This is a genomic window from Bordetella genomosp. 12, assembly GCF_002261355.1.
GTDB lineage: Bacteria > Pseudomonadota > Gammaproteobacteria > Burkholderiales > Burkholderiaceae_B > Bordetella.
Map to the genome: position 1 here is coordinate 871,509 of NZ_NEVU01000002.1, position 24,746 is coordinate 896,254.

Annotated in this window: 28 protein-coding genes; 5 read left to right on the forward strand and 23 right to left on the reverse strand. The window is 66.4% G+C overall.

Annotated elements, in window-relative coordinates; all coding sequences use genetic code 11:
- Positions 1–113: 113 nt before the first annotated feature.
- The 3 genes from CAL22_RS09525 (at position 114) to CAL22_RS09535 (ending at position 4,170) form a co-directional block, all read left to right on the forward strand.
- On the forward strand, positions 114–545 hold the full coding sequence (locus CAL22_RS09525) for a hypothetical protein (protein ID WP_094812541.1): 432 nt from the start codon (positions 114–116) through the stop codon (positions 543–545).
- A 110-nt stretch (positions 546–655) separates the two neighbouring features.
- Complete coding sequence (locus CAL22_RS09530) at positions 656–2,389, forward strand: methyl-accepting chemotaxis protein (protein ID WP_094812543.1); 1,734 nt, start codon at positions 656–658, stop codon at positions 2,387–2,389.
- A gap of 146 nt (positions 2,390–2,535) precedes the next feature.
- Complete coding sequence (locus CAL22_RS09535; RefSeq protein ID WP_094812545.1) at positions 2,536–4,170, forward strand: methyl-accepting chemotaxis protein; 1,635 nt, start codon at positions 2,536–2,538, stop codon at positions 4,168–4,170.
- A 41-nt stretch (positions 4,171–4,211) separates the two neighbouring features.
- Here the strand turns inward: CAL22_RS09535 and fliR are convergent, their stop codons facing one another.
- From fliR to fliF, 13 genes are all read right to left on the reverse strand, one after another.
- Entirely contained in the window at positions 4,212–5,000 is a 789-nt protein-coding gene (gene fliR, locus CAL22_RS09540; RefSeq protein ID WP_094812547.1) for a flagellar biosynthetic protein FliR, read from the reverse strand.
- Positions 5,001–5,005: 5 nt separating this feature from the next.
- Positions 5,006–5,275, reverse strand: a complete 270-nt coding sequence (fliQ, locus tag CAL22_RS09545; RefSeq protein WP_032956713.1) for a flagellar biosynthesis protein FliQ — start codon at positions 5,273–5,275, stop codon at positions 5,006–5,008.
- Between the two features lie 16 nt (positions 5,276–5,291).
- Positions 5,292–6,059 carry a flagellar type III secretion system pore protein FliP gene (gene fliP, locus CAL22_RS09550; RefSeq protein WP_094812549.1) on the reverse strand — a complete coding sequence of 256 codons (768 nt, stop codon included), beginning with the start codon at positions 6,057–6,059 and terminating at the stop codon, positions 5,292–5,294.
- Positions 6,060–6,078: 19 nt separating this feature from the next.
- Positions 6,079–6,393 carry a flagellar biosynthetic protein FliO gene (fliO, locus tag CAL22_RS09555; RefSeq protein ID WP_094812551.1) on the reverse strand — a complete coding sequence of 105 codons (315 nt, stop codon included), beginning with the start codon at positions 6,391–6,393 and terminating at the stop codon, positions 6,079–6,081.
- A 6-nt stretch (positions 6,394–6,399) separates the two neighbouring features.
- The gene (gene fliN, locus CAL22_RS09560; RefSeq protein WP_094812553.1) at positions 6,400–6,921 is read right to left on the reverse strand and encodes a flagellar motor switch protein FliN; all 522 of its coding nucleotides are present in this window, start codon (positions 6,919–6,921) and stop codon (positions 6,400–6,402) included.
- Positions 6,914–7,918, reverse strand: coding sequence for a flagellar motor switch protein FliM (fliM, locus tag CAL22_RS09565; protein WP_094812555.1), 1,005 nt, complete (start codon positions 7,916–7,918; stop codon positions 6,914–6,916). The genes fliN and fliM overlap by 8 nt, the downstream gene beginning before the upstream one ends.
- Positions 7,919–7,920: 2 nt before the next feature.
- Positions 7,921–8,514, reverse strand: coding sequence for a flagellar basal body-associated FliL family protein (locus CAL22_RS09570; protein ID WP_094812557.1), 594 nt, complete (start codon positions 8,512–8,514; stop codon positions 7,921–7,923).
- A 138-nt stretch (positions 8,515–8,652) separates the two neighbouring features.
- Positions 8,653–9,948: a flagellar hook-length control protein FliK gene (locus tag CAL22_RS09575; protein WP_244193828.1), complete on the reverse strand. Its 1,296-nt coding sequence runs from the start codon at positions 9,946–9,948 to the stop codon at positions 8,653–8,655.
- Positions 9,949–9,964: 16 nt separating this feature from the next.
- On the reverse strand, positions 9,965–10,411 hold the full coding sequence (gene fliJ / locus CAL22_RS09580) for a flagellar export protein FliJ (protein ID WP_094812559.1): 447 nt from the start codon (positions 10,409–10,411) through the stop codon (positions 9,965–9,967).
- On the reverse strand, positions 10,404–11,864 hold the full coding sequence (fliI, locus tag CAL22_RS09585; protein ID WP_094813569.1) for a flagellar protein export ATPase FliI: 1,461 nt from the start codon (positions 11,862–11,864) through the stop codon (positions 10,404–10,406). The genes fliJ and fliI overlap by 8 nt, the downstream gene beginning before the upstream one ends.
- Complete coding sequence (fliH, locus tag CAL22_RS09590) at positions 11,846–12,583, reverse strand: flagellar assembly protein FliH (protein ID WP_094812561.1); 738 nt, start codon at positions 12,581–12,583, stop codon at positions 11,846–11,848. The genes fliI and fliH overlap by 19 nt, the downstream gene beginning before the upstream one ends.
- Positions 12,576–13,586, reverse strand: coding sequence for a flagellar motor switch protein FliG (fliG, locus tag CAL22_RS09595; protein WP_094812563.1), 1,011 nt, complete (start codon positions 13,584–13,586; stop codon positions 12,576–12,578). Before fliG ends, fliH begins: the two co-directional genes overlap by 8 nt.
- A complete protein-coding gene (gene fliF / locus CAL22_RS09600; RefSeq protein WP_094812564.1) occupies positions 13,576–15,222 on the reverse strand; it encodes a flagellar basal-body MS-ring/collar protein FliF in 1,647 nt (548 codons plus the stop codon). Before fliF ends, fliG begins: the two co-directional genes overlap by 11 nt.
- Positions 15,223–15,499: 277 nt before the next feature.
- Between fliF and fliE the strand changes: the two genes are divergently transcribed.
- On the forward strand, positions 15,500–15,838 hold the full coding sequence (gene fliE, locus CAL22_RS09605; protein ID WP_094812566.1) for a flagellar hook-basal body complex protein FliE: 339 nt from the start codon (positions 15,500–15,502) through the stop codon (positions 15,836–15,838).
- A gap of 8 nt (positions 15,839–15,846) precedes the next feature.
- Here the strand turns inward: fliE and CAL22_RS09610 are convergent, their stop codons facing one another.
- From CAL22_RS09610 to CAL22_RS09640, 7 genes are all read right to left on the reverse strand, one after another.
- Complete coding sequence (locus CAL22_RS09610) at positions 15,847–16,254, reverse strand: hypothetical protein (protein WP_094812568.1); 408 nt, start codon at positions 16,252–16,254, stop codon at positions 15,847–15,849.
- The gene (locus CAL22_RS09615; protein ID WP_094812570.1) at positions 16,247–16,549 is read right to left on the reverse strand and encodes an EscU/YscU/HrcU family type III secretion system export apparatus switch protein; all 303 of its coding nucleotides are present in this window, start codon (positions 16,547–16,549) and stop codon (positions 16,247–16,249) included. The genes CAL22_RS09610 and CAL22_RS09615 overlap by 8 nt, the downstream gene beginning before the upstream one ends.
- Positions 16,546–17,796 carry a flagellar hook-length control protein FliK gene (locus CAL22_RS09620; protein ID WP_094812572.1) on the reverse strand — a complete coding sequence of 417 codons (1,251 nt, stop codon included), beginning with the start codon at positions 17,794–17,796 and terminating at the stop codon, positions 16,546–16,548. The genes CAL22_RS09615 and CAL22_RS09620 overlap by 4 nt, the downstream gene beginning before the upstream one ends.
- A complete protein-coding gene (locus CAL22_RS09625) occupies positions 17,793–18,143 on the reverse strand; it encodes a flagellar protein FliT (RefSeq protein WP_208621942.1) in 351 nt (116 codons plus the stop codon). Before CAL22_RS09625 ends, CAL22_RS09620 begins: the two co-directional genes overlap by 4 nt.
- A gap of 46 nt (positions 18,144–18,189) precedes the next feature.
- The gene (gene fliS / locus CAL22_RS09630) at positions 18,190–18,618 is read right to left on the reverse strand and encodes a flagellar export chaperone FliS (RefSeq protein ID WP_094812574.1); all 429 of its coding nucleotides are present in this window, start codon (positions 18,616–18,618) and stop codon (positions 18,190–18,192) included.
- A gap of 11 nt (positions 18,619–18,629) precedes the next feature.
- Complete coding sequence (fliD, locus tag CAL22_RS09635; protein ID WP_094812576.1) at positions 18,630–20,006, reverse strand: flagellar filament capping protein FliD; 1,377 nt, start codon at positions 20,004–20,006, stop codon at positions 18,630–18,632.
- A gap of 134 nt (positions 20,007–20,140) precedes the next feature.
- On the reverse strand, positions 20,141–20,509 hold the full coding sequence (locus CAL22_RS09640) for a flagellar protein FlaG (RefSeq protein ID WP_094812578.1): 369 nt from the start codon (positions 20,507–20,509) through the stop codon (positions 20,141–20,143).
- A 149-nt stretch (positions 20,510–20,658) separates the two neighbouring features.
- Here CAL22_RS09640 and CAL22_RS09645 point away from each other — a divergent pair, with 149 nt between their 5' ends.
- Positions 20,659–21,396, forward strand: coding sequence for an IclR family transcriptional regulator (locus CAL22_RS09645; protein WP_094812580.1), 738 nt, complete (start codon positions 20,659–20,661; stop codon positions 21,394–21,396).
- A gap of 4 nt (positions 21,397–21,400) precedes the next feature.
- Here the strand turns inward: CAL22_RS09645 and CAL22_RS09650 are convergent, their stop codons facing one another.
- From CAL22_RS09650 to CAL22_RS09660, 3 genes are read right to left on the reverse strand one after another with little or no spacing between them, the layout of a single operon-like run.
- The gene (locus CAL22_RS09650) at positions 21,401–22,567 is read right to left on the reverse strand and encodes an acyl-CoA dehydrogenase family protein (RefSeq protein ID WP_094812582.1); all 1,167 of its coding nucleotides are present in this window, start codon (positions 22,565–22,567) and stop codon (positions 21,401–21,403) included.
- Positions 22,567–23,784: a CaiB/BaiF CoA transferase family protein gene (locus tag CAL22_RS09655; protein ID WP_094812584.1), complete on the reverse strand. Its 1,218-nt coding sequence runs from the start codon at positions 23,782–23,784 to the stop codon at positions 22,567–22,569. Before CAL22_RS09655 ends, CAL22_RS09650 begins: the two co-directional genes overlap by 1 nt.
- Complete coding sequence (locus CAL22_RS09660; protein WP_094812586.1) at positions 23,781–24,746, reverse strand: Bug family tripartite tricarboxylate transporter substrate binding protein; 966 nt, start codon at positions 24,744–24,746, stop codon at positions 23,781–23,783. Before CAL22_RS09660 ends, CAL22_RS09655 begins: the two co-directional genes overlap by 4 nt.

Here is a 24,746-nt window from a genome sequence, read left to right on the forward strand (position 1 = left end):
TTCGGCGCGGCAGCCGGTCACCGGTGTGACCGCGGCAACCATGACCGGGCCCGATGGACGGGCCGCAAGCAGGGCGGACAGACCCTGGGGAGTAGAAAACGGTGTTCAAACAGATGATGGCAGGGTGCCTGGCAGCCTTGCTACTGGGCGGCTGTTCGGTGTCGGGGCATAACTTCGATGGCGGCAAGCTGTCGACGCTGACCCCGGGGCTCAGCACGCTCAACGATGCGACTCGCGCGCTGGGGGCCCTGCCCGACCAGGTGTACGGACGCCCGGATGGCGGGCAGGTGGTCCTGTGGCGCTCGCAGATCACCTTCGTGACGGACGGCTTTTACAGCAGAAAAGAGGCTTTGCTGCAGTTCGGGCCCGATGGCCGCCTCGTGCGTTTGCTGAACACGACCAATATTCTGCTCGAACCCTGGGAGCGCGAGAAACTCCTGGGTCCGGCACCGCAGCCACCCGCCGTGGCCGCCGCTGCGGCGGCGCCGCCGCCGGGGCTGGAAGTCATCGTGATCCCCGGTCCGGCGGAAACCGCCGCCCGCTGATCATCTTCGCCGCGATACCGCTGCCACAGGGACGGGCCCGCCATCGCTCGGGCCGGACCACAGGCTGTTTCGATACTCACTTTTGCCTTACAAGAAAGACGGGGAAGTACATGGAAACCAGTTTCGAATCCGAGGCCAAGCCGGTCAAGTCCAGAAAGCGCGCCCGCGCTGCCAAGCCCAAGCAACGGCGGGGCTTCTCCCTGCGCAATGCGCATGTCGGCACGTTATTGCTGGGTCTGCTGGGATTCTTTGCCGTGCTGATCGCCGCGCTGGGGGCGATGTCGGCCTACTTTCTGCAGCAGAACTACCACGCCGTACAGGAACTCAGCGACCTTACCGGGCGGGCCAAACAGGTCGAGAGCATCAATAGCGACATGCTGCGCGCGCGCGTCTCGCTCATGGTTGCCGCAAGGCATCTGCAGGAAGCGGGATGGGGCAATGGCGAAAACTCCGCGCAGGCGGCGGCCAAGGCCTTGAAGGATGCCACCGACCTGCTCAACGGCGTGCGCAACCGCTTCAGTGAGTTCCAGAAGAACATGCTGGAAGACGACACCGGGCGGCAACTGTCGATGAACCTGGTGCGGCGCTACCGCTCGTATATCGATGATGGCGTGGACACCATGGTCGAGGCGCTGCGCAGCGAAGACTATTCGACCTTCTATATGGTGAACAACGAGTACGGCACGCCCCGCAGCGCGACCTTCATCGAAGCCATTGCCGAGTTCTCCAAATATATCGACCGGCAGCAACAGTCGACCATCGACTACGCGCGCCAGAGTTTCGATCGGGCCATCATCGCCGTGGTCGCCGCCGTGGTGCTGGCGTTGCTGCTGATGATCCTGTCTCGGGTCGTCTTCGGTCGCCTGGTCGTGCGGCCCTTGCTGGATGCCGGCAGTCACTTCGACCGGATAGCGGCAGGGGATCTGACGGCGCGGGTGGAAGTGCGCAGCAGCAACGAGATCGGTCAGTTGTTCGGTGCGCTCAAGCGGATGCAGGAGAGCCTGACGCGCACGGTGTCGTCGGTGCGTCGCGGTGTGGACGAGATCAATGTGGGGGCGCGCGAGATATCGGCGGGCAACACGGATCTGTCGAGCCGCACTGAGGAGCAGGCGGCGTCGCTGGAAGAGACGGCGGCGTCGATGGAGGAGCTGGCGTCGACGGTGCGGCAGAACGCGGACAATGCGCGGCAGGCGAATCAGCTGGCGGCGAGCGCCTCGGATGTGGCCGAGCGCGGGGGGTCTGCGGTGTCGGAGGTGGTGCAGACGATGCAGGGGATCTCGGCGAGTTCGCGCAAGATCTCGGAGATTGTGTCGGTGATCGACGGGATTGCGTTTCAGACGAATATTTTGGCGCTGAATGCGGCGGTGGAAGCGGCGCGCGCCGGGGAGCAGGGCAAGGGTTTTGCGGTGGTGGCGGGCGAGGTGCGGTCGTTGGCGCAGCGCAGCGCGCAGGCGGCCAAGGAGATCAAGGGGCTGATCGAGGATTCGGTGGGCAAGGTGTCGGCGGGTTCGCAGCAGGTGGAGCGTGCGGGGGCGACGATGCAAGAGATTGTGGCGTCGGTCAAGCGGGTGACGGACATCATGGGTGAGATATCGGCGGCGTCGCAGGAGCAGTCCAGCGGCATCGAGCAGGTGAACCGGGCGATCACGCAGATGGACGAGGTGACGCAGCAGAATGCGGCGCTGGTCGAGCAAGCGGCGGCCGCTGCGGGCGCGTTGCAGGAGCAATCGCAGCATCTGGCGCAGGCCGTGGCCGTGTTCAAGGTGAATACGGGCGAAGTCATCGACGTTGCCACGCCCAAGCTGGCCGGCGGCTACAAGGCTCCCATGGTGGGCCAGCACTGATTTATCTAAGCGGGGCCGTTCAGGCGGCCCCTCATCTGGCCCGGAGACGCCGGGCCCATTCGATTTCCGCGACGATCCGGCCCAGTCCGGATCGTTTGTTTCTTAAAGCAGCGTTTTCGCGGTAAAGCAGGACAGGAGAGCAGGCAGTGCGTGTCAATCTACCCATTTTTGACGACGAAACGCTTCTACGCGAGGATCAGTATCTGATTTCCCGCACGGATACCCAAGGCCGCATCGTTTATGCCAATCCGGCCTTTGTGGAGGTCAGTGGTTTCGAGCGCGACGAACTGATCGGGCAACCTCACAATATCGTGCGCCATCCGGATATGCCGGCCGAAGCGTATGAAGATCTCTGGCGGACGCTGCAAAGCGGACAGTCGTGGCTGGGCGTGGTGAAAAACCGGCGCAAGGACGGCGGCTACTACTGGGTGTTGGCCAACGCCACGCCCATCCTCGAAGAGGGGGAGGTCGTGGCTTACTCGTCCGTGCGCGTGCGTCCTTCGGAGGAACAGATCGCCGCCGCCGAGGAATACTACGAGCAATTGCGCGAAGGACGGGCACGCGGCTGGCGGCTTCGCGAGGGCCAGGTCGTGCCACGAGGGTGGCGCAGCTTGATGGCGCGGCTGGCCTTCCCGTGGCGCCGCGGGGCACGCGCGCAGATGCTGCGCGCGGCGCTCTTGTCCAGCGCGCTGTTTGGCGGGCTGGCCGCCTGGATGCTGGCCATCCATTGGGACAGCCTGGATCGTGTGCAGGCCGGATTGGGCGTGGGCGGCGCGGCGGCCGGTGTGCTGTTGTTGTGGCTGGCGCAATGGCGGCTGGCCCGCAACCTGCTGCGGCCCTTGCGCGAGGCCGCGGACATGGCGCGTCAGGTCGCCGCCGGCAATCTCACCAGCCAGGTATTTGCCGATACCAAGGACGAAGTCGGCAATCTGGCCTTCTCTCTGGATGTGATGCGCAAGAGCCTGATCGGTATCGCGGGCGACGTCTATCAGGGCATCGCCGCCACGACCCACGCCGCGCAAGGCATTGCACAAGGCAATCAGGAGCTGTCGCTGCGCACCAGCGATCAGAGCGCCTCCCTGCAGAACACGGCCTCGAGCATGCAGCAGCTCACCGCGACGGTCAAACAGAACGCCGAGCATGCCCGCCAGGCCAATGACCTTGCCGCCAGCAGCATGGACGTCGCACGGCGTGGCGGCGACGCGGTCGATCAGGTGGTGCACACGATGCATGGTATTTCGGACAGTTCGCGGCGGATTGCGGATATCGTCAACATCATCGAGGGCATTGCCTTCCAGACCAATATCCTGGCGTTGAATGCGGCGGTCGAGGCCGCGCGCGCGGGCGAGTCCGGCAAAGGCTTCGCCGTCGTGGCGGGCGAAGTGCGCAGCCTGGCGCAGAAAAGCGCGCAGGCCGCGCGCGAGATCAAGGACCTGATCGGCGAGTCGGTCGCGCGCGTGACCGAGGGCTCGGCCCAGGCCGAGCAGGCGGGCGCCACCATGCACGACATCGTGGACGCCGTAAGGCGCGTGACGGATATCATCGGCGAGATCTCGGTGGCCTCGCAGCAGCAGGCCAGCGGCATCGAACAGATGGAGCACGCCGTGGCAGAGATGGACGGCATGACGGACAAGAACAGCGGGCTGGTGCAGCAGTTGGGGGCGGCAGTCTCGCAGCTCAGCGGGCAGTCCGCGGCCTTGCGCGAGACGATCCAGGTGTTCCGGCTTACGCGCGACAACGGGGACCGGCGCCTGGCGTACCACGGGCCAGAGGGCGGTTGAGACGGAGATGACGCCCGGGCCCGGCCGCGCCGGGCCCGGCGCTAATGGGTGGCGAATCCTTGCGCCACGTCGCTCATGGCGTGCAGGCCGCGCTCGAAGAGCGCCTCCAGGAAGGGGCCGGCATGCGGCAGCACCACCGCCAGCACGAGCAGGCCCACCGTCAGCATGATAGGGAAACCCACTGCGAACACCGTCAGTTGCGGGGCGGCGCGATTGAGAATGCCCATGGCCAGATTGATGGTCAGCAGCGCGCACACCAGTGGCAAGGACAGCAGCAGGCCGGAGACAAAGACGGTCCCGCCCCATTGCAGCACCACGCCGAGACCGTTGCGATCGAGCATCGCGGGGGTCAAGGGCAGAACATCGAAGCTGCGCACCAAGGCCGCCAGCATGAGCAGATGGCCGTCCAGGGTGAGAAAGAGCAGCATGGCCACGATGTTCAGAAACCGCGACAGCACGGCGGTATTGGCGCCGGTCGACGGATCGAAGAACGAGGCGAAAGACAGGCCCATTTGCAGGCCCACATATTCGCCTGCCGTCTGCACGGCGGCGAACACCACCCGCATGGTCAGGCCTAGCGCCACGCCGATCAACACTTGCTGCGCCAGCAGGAGCAGGCCCTCGTAGCTGCTGGGCGAGACCGCGGGCATGGCGGGCAGGCCAGGCGCGATGGCGGCCGCAAGCATGAAGGACAGGCCGATCTTGACCTTGACCGGAATCGCCGATTCGGAAAACAAGGGGGAGGCACCGACCAGCGCCAGGATACGGATGAAGGGCCAGACGAACTGTCCCATCCAGCCATTGAGCTGATCGATGGTAAAGCTGAACACGATCGTCAGGAGATCAGCATGGGAATGCCGCTGATCAGTTGCCGGATGTAGTCGACCAGCAGTTCGATCAACCAGGGGCCGAGCAAGACGAGCACGCCGCACATCGCCAGCAGCTTGGGAATGAAGGACAGCGTCATCTCATTGATCTGGGTGGCGGCCTGGAAGACGCTGATGACCAGGCCCACCACCAGCGTCACCAGCAATAGCGGTCCGGCCAGCGCCAAGGCGATCTTCATGGCCTGATAGGCCATGGTCATGACGGTTTCTGCGGTCATTGCGCGGGTGCCCCGGTCATTGGTAGAAGCTCTGAGCCAGTGAGCCCAGCAAGAGATTCCAGCCGTCGGCCAAGACGAACAGCATGAGCTTGAACGGCAAGGACACCGTGACGGGTGGGACCATCATCATGCCCAGCGCCATGAGCACGCTGGCAACCACCAGGTCGATGATGAGAAAGGGGATGAAGATCGTAAACCCGATCTGGAACGCCGTTTTCAGTTCGCTGGTAATGAAGGCCGGGATCAGGATGCGCATCGGGACTTTCGAGGGATCTTCGATCTTGGGCAGGTTGGCCAGGTTGGCGAACAGGACCAGATCGTTCTCGCGCGTCTGATGCAGCATGAAGGTATGCAGGGGCGCGCCGGCGCGCTCGACCGCCGTCTCAAACGGGATGCTTCCGGCCGATAGCGGCTCATAGGCGTCGGTATAGATTTTGTCGAAGACCGGCGACATGGTGTAGAAGGTCAGAAACAGCGCGATGCCGACCAGCACATGATTGGGCGGCGAGGTCGCCGTGCCCATGGCGCTGCGTAACAGCCCGAGCACGATGATGATGCGGGTAAAGCCCGTCATCATCAGCAAGGCGGCCGGCAGGAAGGACAGCGACGTCATCAGCAGCAGGGTCTGCATGCTGAGCGAATAGGTTTGCGAGCCGTTGGCCCCCGGGGTGGCGGTCAGCGCCGGCAGCGTGGCCTGGGCGATGGCGCCGTCCGGCCACAGGGCCAGCGCGGCGAGCAGCGCAAGCCCGAAAGCGGGCAGGCAGGAAGAGAGGGCTGGCTTCATGTATGACAGAGCGGCCGGCTTACCGGCGGGTGAGCGCCTGCCCTAGTTTGTGGGCGAAACTGGCGGCATCGGCAACCGGGATCTCGCCCGCGGGCAGGGTATGCAAGGTGGTGATCTGGCCCGGCGTCACGCCCAGGACCAGCCAGGTCTTTTCGACTTCGATGATGACTACGCTCTGACGCGGGCCCAGGGTTTGCGAGGCAATCTGGCGCAGCAGCGCGCCTTGCGCGCGCGGACCCACGCCTGCGCGCCGGGCCAGCCATCCCGCGACGAGGATGGCCGCCACCACCAGCAGCAGGCCGAGCACCACGCGCATCAGGCTGGCTTCGTTCATGATGCCCTAGCGCCGGCTGTTCAGACGATTGATGCGTTCGGAGGGAGTGATGATGTCGGTCAGGCGGATGCCGTATTTGTCCTCGACCACCACGACTTCGCCCTGCGCGATCAAATAGCCGTTGACGAAGATGTCCATGGGTTCGCCGGCCAGGCCGTCGAGCTCGACGACCGATCCCTGGCCGAGCTGCAGCAGGCTTTTGATGGTCAGGCGGGTGCGGCCCAGCTCGACGGTGAGCTGAACAGGCACGTCCATGACCAGGTCGATGTCCGCGCCGCCCGCGCCAGCCTTGTCGCTCAGCGGCTTGAACACGGCGTGGGCCGCCGATTGGGCCGCGGCTGCGGGTTTGGGCGCGGCGGAAGCCTGTTCGGCCATGGCGCTGGCCCAGTCATCCTGGCCGCGCAGGCCGTCTGCCTGGGTGGCCGGCGCGCTGCGGGCCTGCTCGGCGAGTGCTTCAGCCCAGTCGTCGGCCGCACTGGAAGCCGCGCCGGCGCCAGCTGGATCGGGCCGCTCGTTCGTGTCAGTCATGGTCGGGGATCTCGTTGGAATCGTCTTGGTTGAGCATGCTTTGCACGCGTAACGCGTACTGGCCGTTGAAGACGCCGTAGCTGCATTCCATCAGCGGCACGCCGTCCACATGGGCGGTAATGGTTTGCGGAACTTCCACCGGCAGGATGTCGCCCACTTTCAACTGCGACAGCGCGCCGATGGTCGAGGGGATGTGCGCGAACTCCGCCACCAGATCCACATCGGCGCTGCGCACCTGGCGCGACAACTGCTGCGACCAGCGCTGATCGACTTCTTCGAGCGCCGAGTCCTGCAGCGGCCGGGTCAACAGATCGCGCACCGGCTCGATCATGGAGTAGGGCAGGCAGATGTTCAGGTCGCCGCCGGTCGCGCCGAACTCGATATGAAAAGAAGACACCACGACGACCTCGTTGTCCCCGGTGATGCTGGCGAACTTGGTATGCATCTCGGAACGCACATACTCAAATTCGATGGGATAGACCGGGTCCCAGGATTTGCCATAGCTATCCAGGGTCAGATTGAGCAGCCGGCGGATGATGCGCTGCTCGGTCGTGGTGAAATCGCGGCCTTCGACGCGGGTGTGGTAGCGCCCGTCGCCGCCGAACAGGCTGTCGATCACCAGAAATACCAGGCTGGGGTCGTAGGTGAACAACGCCGTGCCGCGCAGCGGTTTCATCTGAATCATGTTCAGATTGCTGGGCACAGGCAGATTGCGTTCGAAGTCGGCGTACTTCAGGATTTTGATCGAACCGACGGTAATGTCGGCGCTGCGGCGCATGAAATTCAGCAGCACGTGGCGCATATTGCGCGCAAAGCGCTCGTTGATGAGCTCCAGCGTCTGCATGCGCCGGCGCACCACCCGATCCGGAGAACTCAGGTCGTAGGCCCGCGTGCTGTCCGCGGCATTGGCCTGGTTTTGCTTGGCGTCGCTTTCGCCGGTGACTCCCGCGAGCAGCGCGTCGACTTCGTCCTGAGAAAGAAATGCCTCGTAGGCCATGCTTATTGCACCACGAAGGCCGTAAACAGAACGTCGGAGACGGCCTGGCCGTCGGGCAGCGGGGCGAAGGGCTTGCTCAGGGCAGCCTGCAGGCTTTTGGCCATCGCCTGCTTGCCCGGCAAGGATTGCACCGACTGCGGCGTCTGCGAAGACAGCACCATCAGGATGCGATTGCGTACTTCGGGCATGTAGCGTTCCAGCCGCTGGCGTGAGGATTCATCGCCCAGGCGCAGGGTCAGCCCCACATGCATGATGCGCTCCGACTCCGCATCATTGATCGTGACGGTGAAGGCCTCGAGCGGAAAGAAAATCGGCGCGGCAACCACGGCGGGTTGCGCCGGCGGCGGCGCATAGTTGACCGGGGCCGCGCCCGCGCCCGCGGCGGCGGCCTGGCCTTGTTGCTGACCCACGCCCAGTTGCACCGCGGCCTGCTGTTGCTGCTGCTGATAGCGCGACATGAAGTACCAGGTCCCCGCGACGCTGGCCACGACCACAAGGACCAGAATCAGCAGCGCCAACAAAGGGCGCAGCAGTTTGCCTGCGCCGCCGGTGGCGCCGCGGGCGGCAGGCATGGCGGGAGATTTGGAGGTGGCCATTGTTGGAAGGGTTCGGGCTAGGCGAAGGAGTTGTCGTGATGAAGGGATTCTGCCCCAAGTCCGTCAGGGCCAGGGGGGCGAAAAACAGGGCGAAAGGCAGGTATCTCCGCCTATTGCTGCCCGGCCGGCAGCTCGCTGTCAGGCGTAAGTGTTGACGAGGCCGTCATGCGCCTGGCCGAGGCGCGCCGCAGGGCTGTCGCCGCGCGCCACGGCCTGAGGCGATGGGTTGTCCTGCGACTGTCCCTGGCCTGTCGAAGATTGCCCGGAAGACTGCCCGTCTGCCTGGCCGGACATGGCTTGCTGGCCCTGTTCGCCGACATGCGTCTGGCCCAGCGAAATGCCCGCTTGCGACAGGGCTTGCTGCAACTGTGGCAGGGCCGTTTCCACGGCGTGGCGCACCGCGGCGTGCGCGGAGACGAAGCTGGCGCTGGCCACGCCGTCGTTCAGGCTGAGCGTGACGCGCAATGGCCCCAGATCGGGAGGATCCAGGCGCAGTTCCGCAGTATGGCTGCCCTGGGTCAGATTCTGGCTGAAGGTCGCGACCTGGCGGCTGAGCTCCTGGCCCCATTGCGTGGCGCCTACCGGCGTGCTGAGCTGCAGGCTGGCGGTGGCGGAGGCCCCATCGGCGGTCACGGGCAGACGTGCTGCCGACAGGTCCAGGGCCGCGAAGGCTTCCTGAGGCGCGGGGGCCGGCTTGCCGGTCACGGCTTCCAGCGTGTCCGGCGGGGGGGCGGAAGCCGCGCGCGAGCCGGTGGCTCCGGCGGCGTCGACAGCTTGCGCCGCCAGTGCGGCGTGCGCTTGCGGCACCGTGTTGCTGACCGCGCGCGGGCTTTCCTGTGCGCTGTCGGCAGGCGTTCTGGACTGGGCCGCGGGGCGCGGTTTTGCCGGCGTGATGCTGGCCATCGTCTGCGGCGCTGCGGCGAGGGTGCGCACGTCCTCTTCTGCCTCCCGGGTCTCGGCCAGCGCTGCGGCGTTGCGGGGCGTCGCGGCCTTGGCCGCCGCGACCTGTGCCTGGACCTCGGCCGCCTGTGCGGCGATATCCAGCGCCTGTTGCGGCAGCGTCGTGACAGCGGGCGGCAAGGCGGCGGGCTGGACCAGGCCCAGCATGGCGGCGAGATCCGCAGCGTCGTCGGGTTGCGTCGCGGCCGCCGATGCTTTGATTTCCTCCGGCTTTCCGTCCGTGTCCGCGGCAGGGGCGGCGGCCGCTTCAGGCGTGGCGTTTGGCTTGCTGGCCTGCGGCCGGTCCTTGTCGCGGCCGCGCAAGGAAGTATCCGGTTGCGCGGCGTCCTTGGCGTTTTGCCGCTTGAGCGTGGCGGCAAACCCGCCATCGTCGGCGCGCTTGCCGGCGGCGGGGAGGGCGGCGGTCGTGGTCGCGGCAGGGGTCGGCGTGGCGGGGCTGGTCAACGTCAGGGCTAAAGCGGCAGCATTCATCATCGCGGCGGTCCGGGGTTTACATGCCGGCCTGGCGGCGAACCAGGCGAGCCGAGATTTCATCATTGGCGCGCTGTTCGCGGCGCGCCTCGGTCAGTGCGCGGCTGCGGGCGTCGCGTTCGGCCAGGGTGTCGAAAGAGCTGAGCTTGCGCTTTTCGCGCTGCCAGTTCAGGCGTCCTTGCATCAATTGCATGTCGGCTTTCTGCAGTACATGGGTCTGCTGGCTGATGGCGTCATCAAGCGTGCCGATGAAGCGTTGATAGTTATGACAATCGGCCGCGGGCATGCCGGCGATCATGGCATCCTGCAGACGCTTGAGGTAATCCTGCCGGTAGTCATGCAGCATGCTCAGCTGACGCTCGGCATTGCCACGCTCGGCGTTCAGGCGGCCCAGTTCCCGGGCGGCCTCGTCGGTGCTGTCCTTGGCCAGGCTGATCAGCATATCCAGCGGCAGTTGACTAGGCATGCATCTCTCCAGTGGCGAAGGTAGCGCGCAGGATTTCCACGGCATCGGCGTAGCTGACGTTCTCGCCGATGTTCTGTTGCAGGTAAGCCTCCAGGCGCGGATAGCGCGCGATGGCGTCGTCGAGCTGGGGGTCGGCCCCGGCCACGTACGCGCCGACGGAGATCAGATCGCGGTTGCGCTGATAGCGCGACAACATCTGCTTGAAGCGGCGCACCATATTGAATTGCGGCTGCGAGATCAGCGAGGTCATGGCGCGCGAGATGGAGGCTTCGATATCGATGGCGGGATAGTGCCCGGCCTCGGCCAGCGAACGCGAGAGCACGACATGGCCGTCCAGAATGGCGCGCGCGGCATCGGCGATGGGATCTTGCTGGTCGTCGCCTTCGGCCAGCACGGTGTAGAAGGCCGTGATCGAACCCGCCTTGCCGTTGGGGCCGGGCGCACCCATGCCGGTGCGTTCGACCAGCGCCGGCAGTTTGGCGAAGACCGAGGGCGGATAACCTTTGGTGGCGGGCGGCTCGCCGATGGCCAGGGCGATCTCGCGCTGCGCCATGGCGTAACGCGTGAGCGAGTCCATGATGAGCAAGACGTCCTGGCCCTGATCGCGGAAATGCTCGGCCAGCCGGGTGGCGTAGGCCGCGCCCTGCAGGCGCAGCAGCGGCGAGACATCGGCCGGCGCGGCCACCACGACCGAGCGCGCCAGACCTTCGGCGCCCAGATTGTGCTCGATGAACTCCTTGACCTCGCGGCCGCGCTCGCCGATCAGCCCGACGACGATGATGTCGGCGCGCGTGTAACGCGCCATCATGCCCAGCAGCACGCTCTTGCCCACGCCAGAGCCGGCGAACAGGCCCATGCGCTGCCCGCGCCCGACGGTGAGCAGGCCATTGATGGCGCGCACCCCGACATCCAGCACGGTATCGATAGGCGCGCGCGTCAGGGGATTGATGGGATGCGCCGACAAGGGCGCGAGATCGGCGCCCGTGAGGGGTCCCAGGCCGTCGAGCGGCCGTCCGGCGCCATCGACCACGCGCCCGAGCAGAGCATCGCCTACCGGAAGATGGCGGCCCAGTTGCGGCTTGGCGTTGCCATTGAGCTCGGCTTTGCGGGGCAGGGGAACCGGCCGCTGCACCGCCGGGTCGGCCGGCATGACGCGGGCGCCGGGCGGCAGCCCGGAGATGTCGGCTTGCGGCATCAGATAAAGGGTGTGGCCATCGAAACCGACGACTTCGGCATCGGCCCAATGATCATGGCCGCGCGCGATTTCGATGCGGCAGGCCGCGCCGACCGGCAGCCGCAGGCCGGTTGCATGCAGCACCAGACCGGTCGCGCGTGTGATGCGGCCGGTGGCCAGGGCGGGCTCGGTCGACGCCGCGCGGATCGAACCGATCTGCAGTTGGGTCTGCCAGCGATCGATGGCTGCGGCCGGTTGGCTCACGCGCTTTCCTCCCAGGCGGTGGCGCGGCCCAGCGAGGCCGCTACCCGGCGCCAGCGGGTCTGCAGGGTGGCGTCGATATCGCCCAGCGGCGATTCGGCGCGGCAGCCGCCGCGCGAGATGGATTCGTCGGCCAGCACGCGCCAATTGCCGTCGCGCAACTCTTCGGCCAAATGCTGGCGCACCAGCTCGAGATCCAGCGGATGCACCCACAGGCGCAGCACGCCGCCCGAGCCTGTGGCCGGCATGCGCAGCACTTCGCGCACGGCTTCCAGCATGCTGTGCGGTTGTTCGGCCAGCGTGGTGCGCAGAATTTGCCCGGCGACGTCCAGGGCCAGCGTCAGCAGCGCCTGGCCCATTTGCTCTTCCAGTTGGTTCAGCGAGCGGGCGGTGGCCGCCGACAGCGCGGCCAATTGCAGCCCTTCCTGGCGCGCCAGCTCGCGTCCTTCGGCCAGGCCCGCGGCGTAACCATCCTGCTGGCCGGCCTGCCAGCCCGCTTGCTGCCCGCTCGCTCGGCCTTCGGCCAGACCGGCTTCATAGCCGTGCGCATACCCTTCCTCGCGGCCCTGCGCCTCGGCCTGGGCACGCCATTGGCGTTTGAGCACTTCCGGATCCGGGCCAGGGTCGGCGGCGGCCGGGGCGGGCGGTTCGGGCTCGGGCGGCGTGTCGAAGGACGCCATCTGCCATCGACGCCAGGCCTCGCTGCCGACTGCGTCAAAGGCGGGCGCTTCAGACATAGCTGTCCTCGCCCTGGCTGCCCAAGGTGATCTGGCCGCCTTCGGCCAGACGGCGGGCGATCTGCAGGATCTTCTTCTGCTCGCCTTCGACCTTGGACATGCGGATGGGACCCTGCGCGTCGAGGTCCTCGCGCAGCATTTCCGCCGCGCGGCTGGACATATTCCGCAGGAACTTGGTGCGCAGCTCTTCGGTGGCGCCCTTGAGGGCGACCATGAGCGTGTCGTTGTCGATTTCCTTGAGAATGAGCTGGATACCGCGATCCTCGACATCGATGAGGTTGTCGAAGACGAACATCTCATCGACGATCTTCTGCGCCAGATCGGCATCGCGCTCGCGCAGACTCTCGACCACGGATTCTTCCTGGTTGGAGTTCATCATGTTCAGGATCTCGGCGGCCGTGCGCACGCCGCCCATCTTGCTGCGCTTGGCGCCTTGGCCGGCCAGCACCGAATTGAGCACTTCGGTCAGCTCGGACAGGGCGGCCGGTTGAACGCCGCCGAACGTGGCGATACGCAGCATGACTTCGTTGCGCAACCGGTCGGCCAGCATGCTCAGGACGCCGGCCGCGCGGTCGCGCTCCAGGTGCACGAGGATGGTGGCGATGATCTGCGGATGCTCGTCGCCGATGAGTTCGGCCACGGTGTGCGGGTCCAGCCAGTTCAAGGCGTCGATGCCGCTGCCGCCTTCGCCGGCCTCGAGGATGTCCTCGATCAGTCCTGCGGCACGGTCGCTGCCCAGCGCCTTGGTCAGTACGGTGCGGATGTAATCGTCCGAACCCAGCGTCACGGCCATGAATTGGTCGGCTTCCTGACGGAATTCTTCCAGCACGCCGGCCACATCGCCGCGCGTCACCTGCTTGAGCGTGGCCATGGCCGCGCCCACCTGTTGCACTTCACGCGCCGTGAGGTATTTGAAGACCTCCGCGGCGGCATCTTCGCCGAGCGACATCAGCAGCACGGCGCTGCGGGTCATGCCGTCGAGCGGCTTGGCGTCACTTTTCATCTTTGGTCATCCAGGCACGCAGCACCATGGCCACCGCGCGGGGATCCTTGGTCGCCATTTCACGGGCGCGTTGCAGGTTGTCTTCGTAGCGATTGACTTCCTTGGCGCGGGCGGTGGCCAGCGCCTCGCGCTCGGCCTCGGCGCGCGTGGCCGCCGCTTCCTCGGGGCTGACTTCGGGATAGAAGTAGCCGGTGATCACCGGACGTATCTTGCGATAGAGCCAGAACGCGATCAGCAGCCCGAACAGCCAGCCCAGCGCCGTTTTCAGCATGGCGATGAGTTCGGGGTCGCGCCACATCGGGACGACCGGCGGGCTGTCGTTGAACTGGCTGTTGACCACATTCAGCGAGTCGCCGCGCGGCTCGGAGTAGCCCATGGCCTCGCGCACGAGATTGGTCAGTTTGTTCAGTTCCTCGGGCGGCAGCGCCTGCGGCTCGCCGTCCTTGCCGGGCAGGTAGTTGACGACCACGGCCACCGACAGGCGCTTGAGCTGGCCGACCGGCTGCTTGACGTGGCTGATCGTGCGATCGACCTCATAATTGGTCGTGGCGTCGCGCCGCTCGCTGCCCGGGGGCTGCTGCGGCGCCTGCGTGCCGGTGGCGTTCTGCGCTGCCTGGGGCTGGCGCGGCTGCGTGGCCGCGGGCGTGGCCACCGGGGCCTGGACGCCGGCCGGGGGCTGGTTGCTCAGCGCGCCCGGCACGCCGCTGGCGCCGGTGGCGCCGATCTGCCGCGAGTCGCTGGTCTGTTGGCTGCGCACGGCGGCCTGGCCCGGTTCCTGGTTGGGACGGTAGCTCTCCGAGGTTTCCTCGCGGCGCGCGAAGTCCATTTCGGCGCTGGCCTGGGCATGCACGTTGCCCGGGCCGACCAAGGGGTTCAGGATGGTGAGAATGCGCTCGACGGTGCGCTGTTCCACTTCGCGTACCAGCCGCATCTGATCGGCATCCATGCCCCGGCCTTCGCCGGCGGGTGTGGACAGCAGCCGCCCGTTCTGATCCACGATGGAGACATTGTCGGCGGCCAGATCGGGCACGCTGGAGGCCACCAGCCAGGCGATGGCCGAGACCTGGGCCTCGGCCAGGCTGCGTCCCGGGTGCAACGTCAGCAGGACGGACGCGGTGGGCGGCTGGCGGTCGCGCACGAACAGGGATTGGCGCGGCAAGGCCAGATGCACGCGCGCATGCTGCACCGAATGCATGGCTTCGATGGATCGCGCCAGCTCGCCTTCCAGGCCACGCTGATAATTGATCTGCTCGGCGAACTGGCTGGCGCCGAAACGCGCGTTGTCCATGAGCTCAAACCCGACCGAGCCGCCGCGAGGCAGCCCCTGGCTGGCCAGCTGCATGCGTGCGTCGTAGACCCGGTTGCCCGGCACGAGAATGGCCGTGCCATTCTCGCTGAAACGGTAGGGGACGTTCATCTGGCCCAGCGCGGTGACGATGGCTCCGCCGTCACGGTCGTCCAGATTGGAGAACAACACCTTGTAGTCCGGCTCCCGGCTCCACAGCGATACCGCCACGATGAGCGCGATCAGGGCCGCCACGCCACCCAGCAGCAGCGGCTTGGGCAGCGCGCGCACTTTTTCCAGAAACGGAAATCGCGCCAGCAGGGAGGTGCTCAGACTGGCTTGCTGGTTCACGGGCGGCTCCCGCAGGCTACGCGGAGCGGATGACTGGACAGCATGGGCGGGGTGGGCAAAGTGCACGCGAGGGATAGGGGAGGCTGGATTATGGCGGGTTGGCCGGCAATCCCAAGCGTCGAAAACAAGCGTTTTTTGGTGTCTTTTGTCTCCTATGTGGCGGCGTGCCGGGCAAGCGCCGAAGTGCGCGGGTTTTTGACGCTTGATAGGCGCAATGCCCGGGTCCGCCGCCTGTTAGTCTGCCGGCTATCGTGTTTCGCCCGTGCAAGGATTGAATATGTCGGTTTCCGGCGTCTCAGGTATCGAAAGCATGCTGCAGCAGATGCGCGCCGTCGTGCGCGCCGCCCAGGACGGCTCGGCCGGCGCGGCGGATCTATCGCCTGCCGCCGCCCCGGCCAGTTTTGCGGCCGAGCTGCAGAACTCCCTGCGCAAGGTGTCCAACGCCCAGAACGCCGCGACCGCGCAGGCCAAGGCCTTCGAGCTGGGCGCGCCCGAGGTGTCGCTCAATGATGTGATGATCGATCTGCAGAAGGCCAGTCTCGGCTTTCAAACCACGGTGCAGGTGCGCAACCGCCTGGTTGCCGCCTACAAAGAAATTTCGTCGATGTCGATCTGAGGCCGGCCTCAGGCTGGCGTATCCACCGGCGTTTCGCGCCGCAGCAGCTGCGGAAATTCCGTGACCATGCCGACACTGCCGTCGGCGAAATTCAGCACGGTCGGGCGGCCGGCCTGAAACTGCAGCCGGCTGCCGTCGTCCAGGGAAATGGAGAGCTCCACCGGCAGCGTGCCATTGAGCAGTTGGGCGCCGCCCGGCATGACTGCTGCCTGTTGCGGGTCGTGCGGACGCCAGAATAACAGGCTGGCCTGCCAGTCCGTACCGAGCAATTTGATGGGCCAGCTGCGGCCTTGCCCGTCCTGGGCGTGGGCGGTGTTGCCCGGGTGAACGGCGTCCTTGAGGAGGTCGATGATCTGCTGGGTGTCACGCAGCAGCTCGGTGTGGCACAAGGGCGGGGGGCTGAAAGGGTTAGGCATGCGCGGCCTCGGTGGTGGCGGGCAGCTCCCGGGCTTCCAGACGATACAGCCAGGCGAGCAATTCGGCCACGGCGGTGTAGAGCTGTGGCGGGATGTGCGAATCCAGGTCGACCTGCATCAACAGGCCGACGAGCTCGGCGGACTCGTGGACATACAGGCCATGCTCCTTGGCGGTGCGCACGATGGTATCGGCGAGCTGTCCATAGCCTTTGGCCACCACGCGGGGCGCGCCATCGCTTTCGTCGTAACGGAGCGCCACCGAGGCGCCGCGGGAAGGGTCGTCGGTCGGCGTCATGCGTCTGGCAAGAGGAAATCGGGAATCTGGACGGGCGGGGGCGCGACAGCCTGTACGCTCAGGTCGCTGAGCGTCAGGCCCGCGCCGGATAGCTGCTGGCGCAGCGCGGCGGCGGCTTGCTTGAGCTCGCCGGCGCTTTGCGGCGCAGTCAGCTGCAGTACCAGTTGCGAGCCGGCCAGCGACAGGCGGGCTTCGATCTCGCCCAGCCGAGGCAAGTGCAGCGTCAGGCGGCTGGCCCAATGGCTGTCCGGGTCCTGCGGTGCTTCGCCGTAGGGGTCGCGCCGCAGTTCCCAATCCATGTCGGCGCCGGGCCAGGGCTGGCCTTGCCAATGCACGACATGGTTGGCCAGGATCTCTAGCTGTTGGCGCACCAGGGCGTTGGTCTGCGGATGCAGGCCGGCGACCGGGGCGCCGGGCTCCTGTGCGCTGGCGCCCTCGGCCTGCGCACTGAGCGACAGCACCGCCGATCCCGAAGGCACCGAGGCCGGGCTGGCGGCCGCGCCGGCACGGCCGTGGACGGCGTTGGGCGTCGGCGCGGCGGGCGGCGGCGGCAGGGCCGCCTGCGGCTCGGCGCGCAAGGCCTCGGGCGCGCGCTGACCGTAAACCATGTCCGTCAAATGCGACTCATAGAACAGGCCGCTGGTCTGCAGGCTCTGGCGCAGCGCCTGGGCGAAAGCGGCCGCGCTGGGCAGCGGCCCAGCCGCTGCGCCGGACGCGCTTGGCGCGATCTGCGCGGGCCGGCCGGGCGGTGCCGAAACCGCGGCGTTCTCGACTTCGTCCGGCTGGGGCTCGGCCGACGGTGCTGGCGCGGCCTGCGCCGCGTTGCCGCGGGCGGGGTCGGGCGGGGTCCATAGTGCGCTGGCGCCCTGGGCGGCGGGCGCGGCGCCTGGGTATTGAGCCAGCAAGGACAGGATGATGCGCGCCGTATTGCCCAGCGTGGTGGGGGCCGAGGCGGTCGTGTCCCGGCTCGTGACCAGGCCGCGGGCGGCCAGGGCGAGTGCGGCCGCCGTTTTGGCGTCGACGACCGCGGCCTGACGTCCGGCCTGATCCGGCGTCGCACCAACCTGCCGCCTGGGATCGCGCGTCGCGTCATCGGTCTGGCCGGTGCGCGCCGTCTGCCCGGGTTGCCCCACCGCATCGGCGCGGGCGCCCGTCAGCGTGTTGGCGTGCGCGGCCATGGTGGTGCCCAGGACGGCGTCCAGGCGCTGCACCAGCACATTGCCCAGGGCGGGCGGGCCGACACTCATGCGCTATTCGCCTTGCCGCCATAGGTGGCCAGCAGCGATTGCTGCCGCTTCATGCGGCCCAGCAGGTGGCCCAGGCGGGCCAATTGGGGCACGGCCAGGTCACGCACGGCGGCATCGTTTTCCAGGATGCGCACCAGCAGGTCGTACTTCATGGCGCGGCCGGCTTCGTCCAGCGCAGCGGCGGGATCCAGGGCGCGCAGTTGGTCGACCAGCGCTATATATTGACGTCCCAGGACCAGCACTTGGGTCCAGTCCTCGTCCTGCGCGGACGACAGCATATCTCCGGTCACGGAGGCGATGTCCTGATACAAATCGAGAACGGGGGCTTGCTGCATGAGAGCCGTCATGGATGTCTCGCGGTCGAAGCAAAAGGCAAAAAAGAAGAGGCCGTATTCAGGCCGAAGCGCCAGCGGGGGCCGGGTCTACCGAGCTCTCCCAGGCCGAAGCCAATTCCGCCAGCAGGCGGTCCGCCACGTCGAGTTGCCCGGCGTCGGCGTGCAGATTGGCTTTGAGCAACGTGCGAGTGACAAAGTCGTAAAGCTCGGAGAGGTTCGCCGCGAGTTCGCCGCCAGCCTCCATATTGAGCCCCTGCTTGAGGCCTTCGTCCACGATGCGCGTGGCCTTGGAGATGGCCTGGCCGCGCTCGGCGACACGGCCGGCCTCGAGATGAAGTCGGGCCTGGGCGATCGCGGCGCGCGCGCCGCGATACAACAAGGTGATGAGGCGCTCCGGAGCAGCGCTCATGACCTCGGTTTCCAGGCCTATGTCCTGGTAGGAGCGGGCGGATTGGTAGCCCGTCGGGCGGCGCACGGCATAAGTCATGATTTACAACGCTAGTCGGAAGACGAGGTCAGGGCGGCGAACTGCTGGGTCAGGTACTCGCTGGTGCTCTTTAGCTGCACCACCAGCGCATCCAGTTTGACGAACTGGGTGCGGTAGTTGGCCATGGTCGCCTCGATCTGGCTTTCGGTGGATTCGTATTGCTTCTTGAGGGTCTCGAGCGTTTTGTTCAGCCCGTCGGTGCGGGTTTTGATCGAGCCGTTGGTGCCCAGCATCTTGTCGGTCGCGGCGCCCATTTTGGATGCCACGCCGTTGGTGCCGGCAAAAACGCGCAGCACGTCGTTGGGGTTTTCGTTCAACGCTTTGGTGAACTTTTCGCTGTCCAGGCTCAACTGGCCCGTCGAGGAGTTGATCGTGATGCCCAGTTGGCCCAGATTCTGGACAGTGCCTTCGCCCGTGGCGACCTGCAAGGCCGCCGCGACGGCGGACTGGATGTTGCGCGCGGTTCCGTCGCCGGTCAGGGCGCTCTGCGTTTCGTCGGCGACACTGAAGGCGGTCAGGTCCGCGATCGTCGACTGCAGCGAGTTGTACGCATTGACGAAGGATTGCACCAGCGTGGTGACTTTGCTGTTGTCTTGCGAGATGGTCAGCGTGGCGCCATTGCCGCCGGTGGCGGTGACCGCGGTCAGATTCAGCGTGATGCCGTCGATGGCGGTGGTCACCGTGTTGGTCTGGCTGGTGACGGCAATACCGTTGATGGACAACTGCGCATCCTTGGCGGCCGTCAGCACCGTCATCGGCGAACTGCTATCGCTGGCGTCGTACTGGAGGGTGGCAGCCAAGGTGTCGTTACCGGTGACAGCAATCTTGCTGACCGCAGCCTTGGTGCCCTCGGTGTTGGAGGACACCATCAGGTAATAGTTGTTGTTGCCATCATTGACCACCGTGGCGCTCAGACCGAGCGAGTCATCGCCGTTGATGGCCTTGACGATGCCGTTGAGGGAGGTGTCCGTGCCCAGCGTGACAGACTTCTCTTCGCCGTTGATGGTGAAAGTCACCGTGCCGCCCGTTCCCATACTGTCGACGCGGCTGCTATAGGCCTGGGTTTGCAGGGATTGCGCGGTGGCCAGCTGGGTTACCTTGATGTTGTAGGTGCCCGCCGTCGCGCCGGTGCCGATGCTCGAGGTCACGCCGTCGCCCGTCACCTTGTTGGTGAGGATGTTCGAGCCGGTCATGCCGGTGAGGTCGGACGCGGCTTTCTGCAAGGTTTCCACCGCGCTCTGGATCTTGCCGAACGCCGAAATCCGCGTCTGAGCGCTGGTCTGCTGATTGGTGATCAACGTCAGCCGTTGCTCTTCCGCGGCCTGCAGTTTGTCCAGCGTATCCTGCAGTGGCAAACCTGAGGAGCCGAGCGACGAGATGGTGGCCATGTGGGGTACTCCTTGCTAGCGAGACGATTCTGTCAAAGATTGGTGCCGCCTTAAGCGCCGGGTAGAGGCATAAGCGCGGGCTAATTCGGGGTTTATGCGCTCGCGCACCACGCTGGTGCGCGAGCGGACGTGATTCAGGCCGTGGTCTCCACGGTATTGCCTTGCAGTTTCACGATCATCTTGGCGTACCGGATGGCCGCATCGGTCGGAATGGTGCGCAGCACTTCGCCGCTTTCACTGTCGCGCAGCGAGATCACGATGCGGTGCAGGTCCGGATCCATGTCAAAGTGCAGCTCGGTCGCCCACGCTTGAAGCTGCTTGTTGATGTCCTGCACGGCGGCCGCAACCGAGGCTGCCGCCTCCTGGGAGTCCGCCCTGGCGGGCTGGGCCGGGCCGGCGGCTGGGGTGCGCGGCGGTTCGGCGGATGCGGGCAGGGCGGCGGCGGGCGCCGTGCTGGCGGGCGCCGAAGCGGGCAAGGACAGGCTGATGGGGCTGACAGTCATGTTCACTCCAGCGCGGGGTGGCCGTGGGATTTCGATCGCTCAAAGATGGGGGTGACGCATCATCGGTTGGGTAAAAATCTCAGCTACCATAACGGCAGGCTGAACAAGAACTTTAGGCCGCGCCTCCTCCCCATCCTTCCGTTCTGGCAATGAGTGTCAAAACCGCCCTGCGCGTGATCGAGATCATCGAGACCTATGCCCGCGAAAAGCGGGCATTGTCGTTGTCGGAGCTGGCCCGCCTGCTCGATGTCCCGGTCTCCAGCTGCCTGGCCCTGATCCGCACCCTCGCCGAGCTCGGCTATCTTTATGAGACCGGCCGCCGGCAGGGCTATTACCCGACCGGCCGCCTGCTGGCCATGGCGCAGCGCATCGCCCGCGCCGACCCCGTGCTGGACCGCGTCTATCCCAGCCTGCTCGAACTGCGCGAGGCCACGCGCGAAACCATCGTGTTCGCCAAACTGGACGCCGCCTCGCGGGTGGTCTATCTGGAGGTGCTGGATTCGCCTCATACGATCCGATACGCACCCGTTGCAGGCGAGTTCCGCGAAATTCACGCCAATTCGCTGGGCAAGGCGCTGCTGTCGCAGCTCCCGCCGCCACAGCGCGCCGAGCTGCTGGCCCGTGCGCCGCTGACGCGCTTTAATGCGCGCACACTGGTCGAGCCGGCGGCGGTCGAGGCCGATCTGCAGCAATCGCGCGAGCGGGGGTGGTTCTCCAATATCAGCGAATCCATCCCGGATGTCGGCGCCATCGCCTGGCCGCTGAGCCTGTCGGGCGAGCACTACGCCATCTCGGTGGGCGGGCCGGTCTACCGCATCGAACCGCAGCAGGCGGTGTATGCCAGCATCCTGCGGGCGGCCTGCACCGCCCTGGAGCAGGATCGCTGAAGCCTCAATAGGATTTCGGCAGGCCCAGCACTTTCTCCGCGATGAAACACATGATGAGCTGCGGGCTGACCGGGGCGATGCGCGGGATATAGCTTTCCCGCAGCAGGCGCTCGACGTGGTACTCCTTGGCGTAACCCATGCCCCCGAGGGTCAGCACCGCGGTCTGGCAGGCTTGGTGGCCCGCCTCGGCCGCCAGATACTTGGCGCTGTTGGCATAGGGCGCGCACGGCTTGCCCGCGTCGTAGAGGCTGGCGGCCTTGAACACCATGAGATCGGCGGCCTCCAATTGCATCCACGCCTGCGCCAGGGGGTGCTGCACACCCTGGTTCTGGCCGATGGGCCGCCCGAAGACCACGCGTTCCGAAGCGTATTGCGCGGCGCGTTGCAGTGCGGCCCGGCCTATGCCGACCGCTTCGGCGGCGATCAGAATCCGTTCCGGATTCAGGCCATGCAGGATGTATTCGAAGCCGCGACCTTCCTCGCCGATGCGGTCTTCGGCCGGGATGCGCAGCCCGTCGATGAACAACATGTTCGAGTCCACCGCCTTGCGGCCCATCTTGTCGATCTCGCGCACTTCGACCCGCTCGCGGTCCAGGTCGGTGTAGAACAGCGTCAGGCCCTGTGTGGGCTTGGCGACATCGGCCAGGGGCGTGGTCCGCGCGAGCAACAGCATTTTGTGCGCGACCTGGGCGGTGGAGATCCAGATCTTTCTGCCGTGCACGACATAATGGTCGCCCTGGCGCTCGGCACGGGTCTGCAAATGGGTGGTGTCCAGGCCGGCGTCCGGTTCAGTGACGGCGAAACAGGCCTTGTGCCGACCCGCAATCAGGGGCGGCAGCCAGCGCTGTCTTTGTGCCGCGTCGCCGAACACCACGACGGGGTTCAGGCCGAAGATGTTCATATGGACCGCGGAGGCGCCGGCGAAACCCGCGCCGCTGGCGGCGATGGTCTGCATCATCAGGGCGGCCTCGGTCATGCCCAGCCCGGCGCCGCCAAACTCGGGCGGCATGGCGATGCCCAGCCAACCATCCTGCGCCAGCGCCGCGTGAAAATCGTGCGGAAATCCGCCGGCCTGATCACGTTCCAGCCAATAGTCGTCGGGGAAACGCGCGCAGACGCGTGCGACGGCGTCGCGCACGGCCAATTGATCCGAAGAGAATTCAAAGTCCATCAAGATTGTCCATCCAGGCAGGCGTGTTGGGTCATCAGGGCATCGATGGCGGCCTCGTCGAGACCGGCTTCGCGCAGGAGTTCGCGGCTGTGTTCGCCCAGCCGGGGAGCGGCGCGCCGCAGCGACAGCGGCGTGCGCTCGTAGCGCCCCAGCGGGGCGGTGGTACGCAGGCGGCCTTCCGTGGGGTGATCGACCTCCCGCACAAAGCCGGTCTGGCGCAGATGCGGGTCGGCGATCAGGTCTTCCACGCCATACAGGCGCGAAGCCGGGATGTCGGCGGCTTCCAGGTCGCGCAGCCAACTGGCGCTGTCACGCGTGGCGATGATCTGCGCCACGAAGGCGTAGACCGCTTCGATATGGCGTGCGCGCGCCGTGTGGTTGCAGAACCGGGGATCTTCATTGAGCTCGGGCTGGCCGATGAGCGCAAAGAAGTTGCGCCAGTGCTTGTCGTTATAGATAAGCAGGCAAAGATAGCCGTCGGTGGTGGCGTAGGGGCGGCGATGTGCCGCGAGCAGGCGCGCATAGCCTGTGGGTCCCAGGGGCGGCTCGAAACTGTGGCCGCCCAGATGATCGCCCAGCACCATATGCGCCATGCCCTCGAACATGGGCACTTCGACCGCCTGGCCCTGCCCGTCGGCGCGCGCGCGCAGCACACCGGACAGCAGGGCGATGGCCACGTGCAGGCCGACGCTGCGGTCGGCCAGGGTCAGCGGCGCATAGCGCGGCAGATCCCCGCTTTGCCTGGCGCTCAGATCGGCGATGCCGGTTTGCCCCTGAATGAGGTCGTCGTAGGCAGGCCGGCCCGCATAGGGGCCGGCCTCGCTGAAGCCGTAGGCGCCGACATACACGAGGCGCGGGTTGCGGGCGGCCACCGCCGCGTAATCCAGCCCCAGGCGCGCCATGGCCTGAGGGCGGATGTTGTAGAGCAGGGCGTCGCAACTCTCGGCCAGCTTCAGGCAGGCCTGGCGGCCGCTTTCCTGCTTGAGGTCCAGCACGATGGAGCGTTTGTTGCGATTCAGGTGCAGGTAGAGATGCCCCATGCCGGGATTGCGCATGGGGCCGACGGCGCGCATGTTGTCGCCGGCCGGCGGCTCGACTTTGATGATGTCGGCGCCCAGATCCCCCAGCACCTGGGTGGCGTAGGGTCCCATGACGACGGAGCTCAGGTCGAGGATGCGCACGCCCGCCAGCGGGCCTGTCAGGGCGGCTTGCGTCATTGGGCTTCGATGCCGGCGTCGCGGATGAGCTGGCCCCATAGATCGCGCTGCTCTGACACGAAGGCGGCGAACGCCTGCGGCGTGCCGGAGAAGGCATCAAAGCCCAGACCGGCCAGCTTCTGTTTGATGGCTGGATCGCGCACGATGTCATTGATGGCGGCGTTCAGGCGTTGCACCACCTCGGGCGGCAAGCCCGCCGGGCCGAAATAGCCGTTCCAGGAGTTCAGATCGAAATCCGCCACGCCGGCTTCTTTCATGGAAGGCAGTTGCGGCACGATGGCGCTGCGCTCGGCGGTCGACACCGCCAGCGCCCGCAACTGGCCTGACTGGACGAAGGGCAGGCCCGAGGCCAGGTCCGTGAACATGAAGTCCACCTGGCCGCCCACCACGTCGGTCATGGCCTGGGGCGTACCTTTGTAGGGGACATGCAGGATGTCGATGCCCGCGCGCCTGGCCAGCGTGGCGCCGGCCACGATGCCGGTGCTGTTGCCGCTGGCATAAGTCACCTTGCCCGGATGCTGGCGCGCATAGTCGACCAGTTCCTGCACCGTTTTGTAGGGGCGTTTCGGATTGGCAACCAGAAGGAACGGCAGGTTGCCGCCGCGCGCGATCGGGGTGAAATCCTTGACCGGGTCGTAGGGCACCTGTTTCATCAGAAAGGGCGCCGCCGAATGCGAGGTATTGGTCGTGACGAACAGCGTGTAGCCATCGGGCTTGGCGCGCGCCACGTAATTGGCGGCGATGGTGGCGTTGGCTCCCGGCTTGTTTTCCACCACGATCTGCTGTCCCAGGCGGTTGCCCAGTTCCATGGCGAAAATCCGCCCCACCGCATCGGTCCCGGATCCGGCCGGAAAGGGCACCACCAGGGTGATGGGTTTATTGGGATAGTCGGCGGCGGCCGCCGGCTGAGCCATCGCCGTCGCGGCCAGGCACAGCGCTGCCATTACTCGCGGCAAATTCAT